The organism is Vibrio gallaecicus (assembly GCF_024347495.1).
GTDB classification, from domain to species: domain Bacteria; phylum Pseudomonadota; class Gammaproteobacteria; order Enterobacterales; family Vibrionaceae; genus Vibrio; species Vibrio gallaecicus.
The window spans coordinates 32029-44203 of the sequence record NZ_AP025490.1 but is presented as its reverse complement, the minus strand read 5'-3'; the positions used below and the strand labels follow the sequence as shown (position 1 = coordinate 44203).

The 12175-nt window shown below is 44.6% G+C and carries 6 protein-coding genes, 5 tRNA genes and 2 rRNA genes; 5 read left to right on the top strand and 8 right to left on the bottom strand.

What is annotated here, in order from left to right; all coding sequences use genetic code 11:
* Positions 1-49: 49 nt before the first annotated feature.
* The 4 genes from OCU78_RS00190 (at position 50) to ubiK (ending at position 5259) form a co-directional block, all read left to right on the top strand.
* Entirely contained in the window at positions 50-631 is a 582-nt protein-coding gene (locus OCU78_RS00190) for a TetR/AcrR family transcriptional regulator (RefSeq protein ID WP_137373883.1), read from the top strand.
* 18 nt (positions 632-649) lie between these two features.
* On the top strand, positions 650-1753 hold the full coding sequence (locus OCU78_RS00185; RefSeq protein WP_137373882.1) for an efflux RND transporter periplasmic adaptor subunit: 1104 nt from the start codon (positions 650-652) through the stop codon (positions 1751-1753).
* 11 nt (positions 1754-1764) lie between these two features.
* Positions 1765-4887: a multidrug efflux RND transporter permease subunit gene (locus tag OCU78_RS00180; RefSeq protein ID WP_137373881.1), complete on the top strand. Its 3123-nt coding sequence runs from the start codon at positions 1765-1767 to the stop codon at positions 4885-4887.
* A gap of 120 nt (positions 4888-5007) precedes the next feature.
* A complete protein-coding gene (gene ubiK / locus OCU78_RS00175) occupies positions 5008-5259 on the top strand; it encodes a ubiquinone biosynthesis accessory factor UbiK (RefSeq protein WP_009848085.1) in 252 nt (83 codons plus the stop codon).
* Positions 5260-5536: 277 nt separating this feature from the next.
* On the opposite strand, the gene ilvC is transcribed toward ubiK, so the two are convergent.
* Positions 5537-7021 (bottom strand): ketol-acid reductoisomerase, encoded by a 1485-nt coding sequence (gene ilvC, locus OCU78_RS00170; protein WP_137373880.1) that lies wholly within the window; start codon positions 7019-7021, stop codon positions 5537-5539.
* A 146-nt stretch (positions 7022-7167) separates the two neighbouring features.
* Here ilvC and ilvY point away from each other — a divergent pair, with 146 nt between their 5' ends.
* The gene (gene ilvY, locus OCU78_RS00165) at positions 7168-8058 is read left to right on the top strand and encodes an HTH-type transcriptional activator IlvY (protein ID WP_137373879.1); all 891 of its coding nucleotides are present in this window, start codon (positions 7168-7170) and stop codon (positions 8056-8058) included.
* 116 nt (positions 8059-8174) lie between these two features.
* Here the strand turns inward: ilvY and OCU78_RS00160 are convergent.
* The 7 genes from OCU78_RS00160 to OCU78_RS00130 all read right to left on the bottom strand — a co-directional run bounded on the left by OCU78_RS00160 (position 8175) and on the right by OCU78_RS00130 (position 12146).
* Positions 8175-8265, bottom strand: a tRNA-Ser gene (locus OCU78_RS00160).
* Between the two features lie 71 nt (positions 8266-8336).
* Positions 8337-8452: ribosomal RNA gene (gene rrf / locus OCU78_RS00155) — 5S ribosomal RNA — on the bottom strand.
* A 126-nt stretch (positions 8453-8578) separates the two neighbouring features.
* Positions 8579-11472: ribosomal RNA gene (locus OCU78_RS00150) — 23S ribosomal RNA — on the bottom strand.
* A 312-nt stretch (positions 11473-11784) separates the two neighbouring features.
* Positions 11785-11860: transfer RNA gene (locus OCU78_RS00145), tRNA-Val, on the bottom strand.
* A gap of 31 nt (positions 11861-11891) precedes the next feature.
* Positions 11892-11967 (bottom strand) — tRNA-Ala (locus tag OCU78_RS00140).
* Positions 11968-11992: 25 nt separating this feature from the next.
* A tRNA-Lys gene (locus OCU78_RS00135) sits at positions 11993-12068 on the bottom strand.
* 2 nt (positions 12069-12070) lie between these two features.
* A tRNA-Glu gene (locus OCU78_RS00130) sits at positions 12071-12146 on the bottom strand.
* Positions 12147-12175 lie beyond the last annotated feature (29 nt).

Genomic DNA, 12175 nt, shown 5'->3' with positions numbered 1-12175 from the left:
ATGGTTCTTAAGCTATAATGAATGAACGTTCATTCACTGGTGATGCTTTATGACCATTAATACATCTCAGGATAAACGTCTTCAGATACTCTCTGCTGCTGAAGCTCTTATTGCAGAAGTAGGCTTTCAAGGCTTATCCATGCATAAACTAGCGAAAGAAGCAGGAGTCGCCGCAGGTACTATTTATCGCTATTTTGATGATAAAGAACACCTAATTGAAGAAGTTCGAGTACAAGTTACTCAACGAGTAGCGAATGCTGTACAAGAAGGCGTTGATGATTCACAACCAATAAAACAACGCTACCGAACCATGTGGTTAAACATATGGGACTTAGCTGGGACTAACCTTGCTGCAATCAAAAATCGAATTCAATACGATTCTTTACCAACAACACATTGCACTCAATTTAGGGAATTAGAACGAATCATGTTTTCCCAGGTCGAACTGCTATTCAATGAAGGTAAGGAGCAAGGACTTTTTAAACCACTTGATAATGAAGTTTTAAGTGGTCTGAGCTTAGCCGCTAGTGTTTCACTAGCACGTAAGCATTCTTTAGGCTTTTACCAATTGGATGATGCTGCATTAGATGCCGCTATTGAAGCCAGTTGGGATGCAATAATTAAACACTAACTTGGAGTTCAAATAAGAATGAAAAAGTGGATTATCATGCTATCAATTGTACTTGTACTATTCGGTAGCGTTTTTGGATATCGAATGCACGATATCCAACAAAAAATGGCAGCGTTCGCAAATATGCCAGAACCTGCTTTTCCAGTAACCGCTATGGAAGTGGACACCGTTGACTGGGTTCCAGTTATTGAGGCAATAGGTTTTATTGAACCAAACCAAGGTGTGACTCTTGCAAATGAAACTGCTGGTATCATTGACCAAATTTCTTTTGAATCTGGTACTGACGTTAAAAAAGACCAACAACTTGTACGTTTAGATTCAGAAGTAGAAAAAGCGAACCTGAAAAGTACTCAAGCTCGTTTACCTGCAGCTGAAGCTAAATACAAGCGATACAAAGGTCTATTCAAGAAAGGCTCTATTTCTAAAGAAGCTTACGATGATGCAGAAGCTAACTTTTTCTCATTATCAGCTGATATTGAGAGTTTAAAAGCCTCTATTGAACGCCGCCAAATTCGTGCACCTTTTGATGGCAAAGTGGGTATTCGTAATGTTTACCTAGGTCAATACCTACAATCTGGCACTGATATCGTTCGTTTAGAAGATACAACCGTGATGCGCTTACGCTTTACTGTTTCTCAAAATGACATCTCTCGAATCAACGTTGGTCAGGCAATTGATATTTATGTTGATGCTTACCCTGAACGCCCATTCCAAGGTTCTATCAGCGCAATTGAACCAGCCGTAAGTGTTCAAAGTGGTCTTATTGAAGTTCAAGCCGACATTCCAAACAATGACGGTAAACTTCGTAGCGGTATGTTCGCTCGTGCCAACATCATCCTACCGAAGCTTGAGAACCAAGTAACACTTCCTCAAACTGCAATCACATTCACTCTCTACGGCGATAATGTTTACATTATTTCAGATGTGGACGGCGAAATGCGTGTTAAACAACATGTAGTTAAAGTAGGTGAAAGAGCAAAAGATAAAGCGCACATCCTTGAAGGAGTGAAGCCGGGCGATATCGTCGTGACTTCAGGTCAAGTTCGCTTAAGTAATGACGCAAAAGTTAAGATCGTTGAAAGCGACTCTCTAACTCCACCGTCTGAAACACCAATGCTGTAATTGGAGGCACAATGCGCTTTACTGATGTTTTCATAAAACGTCCAGTTCTAGCGGTATCCATCAGCTTTTTGATTGCATTACTTGGTTTACAAGCAATCTTCAAAATGCAGGTGCGAGAATACCCTGAAATGACGAATACCGTAGTAACAGTCTCAACTGGTTACTACGGTGCAAGTGCCGATCTTATCCAAGGCTTTATCACTCAACCTCTCGAGCAGGCAGTGGCACAAGCAGATAATATCGACTATATGACTTCTTCTTCTGTATTAGGTACTTCTACTATTACGGTAAATATGAAGTTGAACACCGACCCCAATGCAGCTCTGTCGGACATATTGGCTAAAACTAACTCTGTACGATCTCAGCTTCCTAAAGAATCTGAAGATCCAACAGTAACCATGTCAACAGGTTCGACTACGGCTGTACTCTACATTGGTTTTACCAGTGATGAATTGGTTTCAAGCCAAATTACCGATTACCTAGAACGAGTAATTAACCCGCAGCTATTTACGGTTAATGGTGTGTCTAAGGTTGACCTTTATGGTGGCATGAAATACGCGCTTCGCGTATGGCTAGATCCAGCAAAAATGGCAGCTTTAAACTTGACTGCTTCGGATGTTATGACGGTCTTAAATGCCAATAACTACCAATCAGCAACAGGTCAAGCAACGGGTGAGTTTGTTCTTTATAACGGCAGTGCCGATACTCAGGTATCAAACACTGAAGAATTAGAGAACTTAGTAGTAAAGAGTGGCGAAGGTGAAATCATTCGTCTCTCTGACATAGCTAAGGTTTCTTTAGAGAAAAGCCACGACGTTTATCGAGCAAGTGCGAATGGTCAGGAAGCCGTTGTTGCTGCAATTAATGCAGCCCCGAGTGCAAACCCAATCAACATCGCAGCCGACGTTCTTGAGCTTCTTCCTCAACTAGAGAAGAACTTACCAAGCAACATATCGATGAATGTCATGTATGACTCGACTATTGCCATTAATGAATCTATTCAAGAGGTTATTAAAACTATTCTTGAAGCAGCGTTAATTGTATTAATCGTAATTACCTTGTTCCTTGGTTCATTCCGAGCAGTACTTATCCCTATCGTAACTATCCCACTATCTCTGATTGGTGTGGCAATGGTAATGCAAGCGATGGGCTTCTCATGGAACTTGATGACACTACTGGCGATGGTACTGGCTATCGGCTTGGTGGTTGATGATGCAATCGTTGTACTTGAAAACGTCGACCGGCATATAAAGCTCGGAGAGTCCCCTTTCCGCGCCGCAATTATCGGTACCCGTGAAATTGCCGTACCAGTTATCGCAATGACACTGACACTAGGCGCAGTTTATGCCCCAATTGCTTTAATGGGTGGCATCACCGGTTCGCTATTTAAAGAGTTTGCTCTTACATTAGCGGGAGCCGTTTTCGTATCAGGTATTGTCGCATTAACACTATCACCTATGATGTGTTCAAAAATGCTTAAGGCTAACGCGAAACCAAGTAAGTTCGAGCAAAAGGTCCATAACGGCCTAGATGCAATGGCTAATGGCTATGTGAAGATACTTGGTGGCATCATGAAGAGCCGACCAGTGGTTATTGTTTTTTCACTGATCGTGTTCGGCACACTACCGTTGCTGTTTAAGTTTATCCCAAGTGAACTCGCACCTTCAGAAGATAAAGGTGTAATCATGCTGATGGGTACTGCGCCTTCTAACGCCAACTTAGATTTCATGCAGAACACCATGAATGATGTGAATGCGATTCTTTCAGATCAACCTGAAGTAAAGTATGCACAAGTATTTACAGGTGTGCCTAGTTCAAACCAAGCCTTTGGTATTGCATCAATGGTTCCTTGGAGTGAGCGAGAAGCAAGCCAATCTGAAGTAGCAAACCGTGTTACTGGTCTCGTAAGTGGTGTACCTGGAATGGCAGTGACTGCATTCCAAATGCCAGAGTTACCTGGTGCAGGTTCAGGTTTACCAATTCAGTTCGTTATCACAACTCCGAACTCGTTTGAGAGCTTGTTTACGATCACCACTGATATTCTTGCCGACGTGAAATCGAGTCCTCAGTTTGTCTACTCTGACCTCGATTTAAACTATGACTCTGCCACGATGAAAATTAACATCGACAAAGACAAAGCAGGGGCATATGGAGTGACGATGCAAGACATTGGTATCACTCTTGGCACAATGATGTCTGATGGCTACGTAAACCGCATTGACTTAAACGGTCGTTCATATGAGGTAATTCCTCAGGTTGAGCGTAAATACCGTCTAAACCCAGAATCAATGAACAATTACTATGTTCGTGCAGCTGATGGTAATGCAGTACCACTTGGCAGCTTAATCACTATTGATGTTGTTGCTGAGCCACGCTCATTACCACACTTCAATCAGCTGAATTCAGCTACCATTGGTGCCGTTCCAACACCTGGAGTGGCGATGGGTGATGCTATTGCTTGGTTTGAGAATATTGCAAATACCAAATTACCAAGTGGTTACAACCACGATTATATGGGTGAAGCACGCCAATACGTAACAGAAGGCAGCGCTTTGTATGCTACTTTTGGTCTCGCATTAGCGATCATTTTCTTGGTTCTAGCCATTCAGTTTGAATCATTAAAAGATCCGTTGGTTATCATGGTGTCCGTTCCACTGGCTATTTGTGGAGCCCTTGTCGCACTGGCATGGGGAACCGCATCGATGAACATTTACTCTCAGGTAGGATTAATCACGTTGGTTGGTCTCATTACTAAACACGGTATTTTGATTTGTGAAGTAGCGAAAGAAGAACAGCTTCACAATAACAAATCGCGTATTGATGCAGTAATGGAAGCGGCTAAAGTTCGTCTTCGTCCAATTCTAATGACAACAGCAGCAATGATTGCAGGTCTTATCCCACTAATGTACGCAACAGGTGCGGGTGCAGCTCAGCGTTTCAGTATTGGTATAGTAATTGTGGCTGGTCTTGCGATTGGTACGCTATTTACTTTGTTTGTTCTGCCTGTAATCTACAGCTACTTGGCAGAGAAGCATAAGCCTCTACCAGTGTTCGTTGAAGATAAAGACCTAGAAAAACTAGCTCGCGTCGATGAAGCAAAAGCGGCTCACAGAGAATTAGCTGATAATAAGTAATCTCTAAGTCGTATTAACAATTAAAAAGGCTACTTCGGTGGCTTTTTTTTATACGCCAGAGGCGACTTCTTCTGTGTGATTAAATAGAATAGTAGGAAATATTCAGGAGTTTTAATTGATATGTTTGATCCAAAAAAACTAGAGCAAATTGCTAAGCAGATCCACGACTCAATGCCTCAACCAGTTAAAGAGCTGGGTTCAGACGTAGACCAAAAAGTTCGCCAAGTTATCCAAGGTCAACTAAACAAGCTCGACGTTGTGAGCCGCGAAGAGTTTGATGTTCAAACACAGGTACTTCTACGCACTCGTCAAAAGCTGACAGAGATGGAACAAAAGCTAGCGGATTTAGAAGCAAAGATTGCTGATAAGTAAGCCTCAAAGCAAGAAAACTGAAAGGGTTGGTGTGAAAGCACCAATCCTTTTATTTTTCTGAGACTCAATAAAAACTGAAAATCAACGGCGGCGATGTCCTAACAATTAATGTTCATTTTCAAGTTATAAGACTTAGGTCCTAAAAGCAAAAAGGCTTGGTCAACGGCGACCAAGCCTTTTATTAAATGTTGTGTTGCTTGTTCATAACTCCAGCCTATAAGGAGCTAGTGATACTGCTTTGCTTTTTCTACAAATTTATCAGTATCTAAGCGACTAATTAACCGCCAACAGCGATACGCTTCATGTCACTCATGTAGCTACGTAGCTCTTCACCAATGTACTCTACAGGGTGGTTACGGATAGCTTCGTTTACTTCAATTAGCTTCGCGTTATCTACGTGGTTAGATGCTTCACCTAGACCGCGACCAATTACATCAGTTGCAACTGAAGGCATGAACTGCTCGCGTAGTAGCGGTGTTGCTACGTTAGCGAATAGGTAGTTACCGTACTCAGCTGTATCAGAGATTACAACGTTCATTTCGTAAAGACGTTTACGAGCAACTGTGTTTGCGATTAGCGGAAGCTCATGTAGAGACTCGTAGTAAGCAGACTCATCGATGATGCCAGATGCTGTCATTGCTTCGAATGCTAGCTCAACACCCGCACGAACCATAGCAACCATAAGGATACCGTTATCGAAGTACTCTTGCTCTGAGATTTCTACGTCAGAAGTTGGGTAGTTTTCGAATGCAGTTTCGCCAGTCTCTTCACGCCAACCCAGTAGGTTCACGTCATCGTTCGCCCAGTCAGCCATCATAGTGCTAGAGAAGTGACCAGAAATGATGTCATCCATGTGTTTGTTGTAAAGCGGACGCATTAAGTCTTTTAGCTCTTCAGAAAGCTCAAACGCTTTAACTTTAGCTGGGTTAGATAGACGGTCCATCATGTGAGTTACGCCACCGAACTTAAGTGCTTCAGTAATCGTTTCCCAACCGTATTGCAGAAGTTTACCTGCGTAGCCTGGTTCGATGCCATCAGCAATCATCTTCTCGTAAGATACGATAGAACCGGCTTGTAGCATGCCACATAGAATTGTTTGCTCACCCATAAGGTCAGATTTAACTTCAGCTACGAATGAAGACTCTAGGCAACCTGCACGGTGACCACCAGTACCTGCAGCCCAAGCTTTAGCGATATCCCAGCCTTCACCTTTAGGGTCATTTTCTGGATGAACAGCGATCAGTGTTGGAACACCGAAACCACGCTTGTACTCTTCACGAACTTCAGACCCTGGACACTTAGGTGCAACCATTACAACGGTAAGGTCAGCACGTAATTGCATGCCTTCTTCAACAACGTTGAAACCATGAGAGTAACCAAGAGCAGCACCTTCTTTCATTAGAGGCATTACTGTCTCAACAACATTGGTGTGTTGCTTATCTGGAGTAAGGTTAATAACTAGGTCTGCTTGAGGAATTAGCGTTTCATAGCTACCCACAACAAAGCCGTTTTCGTCAGCGTTCTTGAATGATTGACGCTTCTCATCAATTGCAGCTTGGCGTAGAGCGTAAGATACGTCTAGACCAGAATCACGCATGTTCAGACCTTGGTTTAGGCCTTGAGCACCACAACCAACAATAACGATTTTCTTGCCTTCAAGATATTCAGCTTCTGTCGCGAATTCTTCACGATCCATGAAACGGCAGCGACCTAATTGGTCTAGTTGCTCACGAAGGTTTAATGTATTGAAATAGTTAGCCATTGTAGGGCACTCCTTTAAAAATAAGTCCGTAAGGTCGATATCTCTCTATCGAATGACTTCATACTAAAACAGACACTCCGTTGCTGAAAGTGATATATTCACAATTAGTTATTGCAATAAATGCAACATGGAAACGCTCACAGAACATGAACATAAAATCTCTACAATTATTTATACATTTATGTGATAGCAAGAGTTTCAGCAAAACAGCTGCTGCTATGCACGTCAGTCCTTCTGCTCTTAGTCGTCAGATACAAAAGCTTGAAGAAGAAACAGGGCAAGAACTGCTTATCAGGGATAATCGAAGTGTTGACCTCACACCGGCAGGGAAACATCTGTTGCCTGTGGCATTGAGCATCGTTGGCGAGTGGCAGCAATATAATCTTCATCTAAAAGGCGGAGAACAGGAGCTCAAGGGTGAGATCCGTATTTTCTGTTCTGTAACAGCAAGCTACAGTCATCTTCCTGAACTCATTACCGAATTCAGAGCAATTCATCCGTATATTGAATTTAAGCTCTCTACCGGTGACCCGGCTCAATCTATCGACAAGATTCTAAATGATGAAGCGGATATTGCTATCTCAGCGAAGCCAGACATCCTTCCTTCAAGATTAGAATTCGAAACCATCAGCGATATACCACTATCAGTCATCATCCCGTCAGGGGTCAGCAGTTTTAGTCAGCAACTGCAATCAGATAAGCCAAATTGGAATAAAGTGCCTTTTATCATCCCAGAAGCAGGGACTGCTCGAGAACGTGCGAACGCATGGTTCAAAAAGATGAAGATAAAGCCCAACATTTACGCTCAGGTATCAGGTCATGAAGCGATCGTAAGTATGGTAGCACTGGGGTGTGGGGTAGGTATTGCTCCGGATGTTGTGATTAATAACAGTCCAGTAAGGGATAACGTCGACCGCTTAAAGATAGAACCAATCAAGCCCTTTGAATTAGGTGTTTGCTGTAAGCGATCTCAACTGGAGAACCCATTGATTAGAGCTTTTTGGCAAGTAGCCGAAGGAAAGTATCTCCCTGACTAGTTAACTTTAGATATGCTGGTTAAGAAAATAATAGAGAGCACATTAGTGCTCTTTTTTGTTTTTCTAAATAGCAGATATGAAAAAGCCCGCTGATTTCTCAGCGGGCTTTTCAATGGTGGTGGAGGGATAGGGATTTGAACCCTAGAACCGCTATTAACGGTTGCCGGTTTTCAAGACCGGTGCTTTCGACCACTCAGCCATCCCTCCAACAAATTGTCATCAATAGATTAGTACACTAATGATGTTGTTAATTGCTAATGCAAGTAACGATATTTAAAGCCTGGCGATGTCCTACTCTCACATGGGGAAGCCCCACACTACCATCGGCGCTATTGTGTTTCACTTCTGAGTTCGGCATGGGATCAGGTGGGTCCACAATGCTATGGTCGCCAAGCAAATTTTGCTTTTACTTTCAGTTTAAAAACTGAAGGCAAAATAATCTGGAAAGCTGTTTTTGTTCTCTTCAAACTCATTCAAGGTCTGGTATTTCTATGAGTCCACAAAACCCCTTGGGTGTTGTATGGTTAAGCCTCACGGGCAATTAGTACAGGTTAGCTCAATGCCTCGCAGCACTTACACACCCTGCCTATCAACGTCGTAGTCTACGACAACCCTTAAGGACGCTTAAAGCGTCAGGGAAAACTCATCTCAAGGCTCGCTTCGCGCTTAGATGCTTTCAGCGCTTATCGATTCCGAACTTAGCTACCGGGCAATGCCATTGGCATGACAACCCGAACACCAGAGGTTCGTCCACTCCGGTCCTCTCGTACTAGGAGCAGCCCCTTTCAATTTTCCAACGCCCACGGCAGATAGGGACCGAACTGTCTCACGACGTTCTAAACCCAGCTCGCGTACCACTTTAAATGGCGAACAGCCATACCCTTGGGACCGACTTCAGCCCCAGGATGTGATGAGCCGACATCGAGGTGCCAAACACCGCCGTCGATATGAACTCTTGGGCGGTATCAGCCTGTTATCCCCGGAGTACCTTTTATCCGTTGAGCGATGGCCCTTCCATTCAGAACCACCGGATCACTATGACCTGCTTTCGCACCTGCTCGAATTGTCATTCTCGCAGTCAAGCGGGCTTATGCCATTGCACTAACCACACGATGTCCAACCGTGTTTAGCCCACCTTCGTGCTCCTCCGTTACTCTTTGGGAGGAGACCGCCCCAGTCAAACTACCCACCAGGCACTGTCCGTAATCCCGATTCAGGGACCGACGTTAGAACATCAAGCATACAAGGGTGGTATTTCAAGGACGACTCCATCACATCTAGCGACGCAATTTCATAGTCTCCCACCTATCCTACACATGTAGGGTCAATGTTCAGTGCCAAGCTGTAGTAAAGGTTCACGGGGTCTTTCCGTCTAGCCGCGGGTACACTGCATCTTCACAGCGATTTCAATTTCACTGAGTCTCGGGTGGAGACAGCGTGGCCATCATTACGCCATTCGTGCAGGTCGGAACTTACCCGACAAGGAATTTCGCTACCTTAGGACCGTTATAGTTACGGCCGCCGTTTACCGGGGCTTCGATCAAGAGCTTCGACCGAAGTCTAACCCCATCAATTAACCTTCCGGCACCGGGCAGGCGTCACACCGTATACGTCATCTTACGATTTTGCACAGTGCTGTGTTTTTAATAAACAGTTGCAGCCACCTGGTATCTGCGACTCTCGTCTGCTCCATCCGCAAGGGACTTCACTGATAAGAGCGTACCTTCTCCCGAAGTTACGGTACCATTTTGCCTAGTTCCTTCACCCGAGTTCTCTCAAGCGCCTTGGTATTCTCTACCCGACCACCTGTGTCGGTTTGGGGTACGATTTCTTATAATCTGAAGCTTAGAGGCTTTTCCTGGAAGTATGGCATCAATGACTTCACTACCGTAGTAGCTCGACATCGTATCTCAGCGTTAATGAAAGTCCGGATTTACCTAAACTTTCCGCCTACGTACTTGGACCTGGACAACCGTCGCCAGGCTCACCTAGCCTTCTCCGTCCCCCCATCGCAATTATAAGAAGTACAGGAATATTAACCTGTTTCCCATCGACTACGCCTTTCGGCCTCGCCTTAGGAGTCGACTTACCCTGCCCCGATTAACGTTGGACAGGAACCCTTGGTCTTCCGGCGAGGGAGTTTTTCACTCCCTTTATCGTTACTCATGTCAGCATTCGCACTTCTGATACCTCCAGCAGCCCTTACAGACCACCTTCAACGGCTTACAGAACGCTCCCCTACCCCACATACCCTAAGGTACGTAGCCGCAGCTTCGGTGTATAGCTTAGCCCCGTTACATCTTCCGCGCAGGCCGACTCGACCAGTGAGCTATTACGCTTTCTTTAAATGATGGCTGCTTCTAAGCCAACATCCTGGCTGTCTGAGCCTTCCCACATCGTTTCCCACTTAGCTATACTTTGGGACCTTAGCTGGCGGTCTGGGTTGTTTCCCTCTCCACGACGGACGTTAGCACCCGCCGTGTGTCTCCCGGATAGTACTTACTGGTATTCGGAGTTTGCAAAGGGTTGGTAAGTCGGGATGACCCCCTAGCCTTAACAGTGCTCTACCCCCAGTAGTATTCGTCCGAGGCGCTACCTAAATAGCTTTCGGGGAGAACCAGCTATCTCCAGGTTTGATTGGCCTTTCACCCCTAGCCACAAGTCATCCGCTAATTTTTCAACATTAGTCGGTTCGGTCCTCCAGTTGATGTTACTCAACCTTCAACCTGCCCATGGCTAGATCACCTGGTTTCGGGTCTAATCCTAGCAACTGTACGCCCAGTTAAGACTCGGTTTCCCTACGGCTCCCCTAAACGGTTAACCTTGCTACTAAAATTAAGTCGCTGACCCATTATACAAAAGGTACGCAGTCACACCACGAAGGTGCTCCTACTGCTTGTACGTACACGGTTTCAGGTTCTATTTCACTCCCCTCACAGGGGTTCTTTTCGCCTTTCCCTCACGGTACTGGTTCACTATCGGTCAGTCAGTAGTATTTAGCCTTGGAGGATGGTCCCCCCATATTCAGACAGGATATCACGTGTCCCGCCCTACTCGATTTCACTGATTATGATGCGTCGGTTACGGGGCTATCACCCTTTGTTGCGACACTTTCCAGAGTCTTCACCTGCATCATTAAAAGCTTAAGGGCTAATCCAATTTCGCTCGCCGCTACTTTCGGAATCTCGGTTGATTTCTCTTCCTCGGGGTACTTAGATGTTTCAGTTCCCCCGGTTTGCCTCCTGTTGCTATGTATTCACAACAGGATACTTACTTATGTAAGTGGGTTTCCCCATTCAGGAATCCCAGACTCAAAAGGTTATTACTACCTAATCTGGGCTTATCGCAAGTTATTACGCCTTTCATCGCCTCTGACTGCCAAGGCATCCACCGTGTACGCTTAGTCACTTAACCATACAACCCGAAAGGGTCTTAGTGTATGGCAACTAACCAAGGTTTTGGTTGTCATCAAGAAGGGTTAATTCTTGATAACTGTTTGCCGGACTCAATTGTGAATCAAACTAAAGTTTGATTCGAATACAAGACACTTGAATGTGTTTGTTGTGTTTATCTAGTTAAAGATAAACATTGAGAACTTTTAAATTTGATTGAATTACTCGTAAGTAATCAATCAGTCAGCTTTCCAAATTGTTAAAGAGCAAGAGTTTTTAAGCGTTAAACTTTCAAAACCATTTTTAAAAATTCTTAAGGAAGAACTCTTAAAGATGGTGGGCGATACCGGGCTCGAACCAGTGACCCCCTGCTTGTAAGGCAGGTGCTCTCCCAACTGAGCTAATCGCCCACGAAAGTTTTAATTCCTTCGTGAGAAAGAATGGTGGAGCTATGCGGGATCGAACCGCAGACCTCCTGCGTGCAAGGCAGGCGCTCTCCCAGCTGAGCTATAGCCCCATATTTTTATTTCCTTGGGAGGAAATGGTGGGTCGTGCAGGATTCGAACCTGCGACCAATTGATTAAAAGTCAACTGCTCTACCAACTGAGCTAACGACCCAATGGTATCCCGTAGGGGAGTCGAACCCCTGTTACCGCCGTGAAAGGGCGGTGTCCTAGGCCTCTAGACGAACGGGACACTGGATATTGAAGAACTTGGGAGTTCTT

What these genes read in the sequence shown, in the direction of transcription:
- OCU78_RS00190 (WP_137373883.1), top strand. Translation starts at nt 50, where the DNA reads ATGACCATTAATACATCTCAGGATAAACGTCTTCAGATACTCTCTGCT.
- OCU78_RS00185 (WP_137373882.1), top strand. Translation starts at nt 650, where the DNA reads ATGAAAAAGTGGATTATCATGCTATCAATTGTACTTGTACTATTCGGT.
- OCU78_RS00180 (WP_137373881.1), top strand. Translation starts at nt 1,765, where the DNA reads ATGCGCTTTACTGATGTTTTCATAAAACGTCCAGTTCTAGCGGTATCC.
- ubiK (WP_009848085.1), top strand. Translation starts at nt 5,008, where the DNA reads ATGTTTGATCCAAAAAAACTAGAGCAAATTGCTAAGCAGATCCACGAC.
- ilvC (WP_137373880.1), bottom strand. Translation starts at nt 7,021, where the DNA reads ATGGCTAACTATTTCAATACATTAAACCTTCGTGAGCAACTAGACCAA.
- ilvY (WP_137373879.1), top strand. Translation starts at nt 7,168, where the DNA reads ATGAACATAAAATCTCTACAATTATTTATACATTTATGTGATAGCAAG.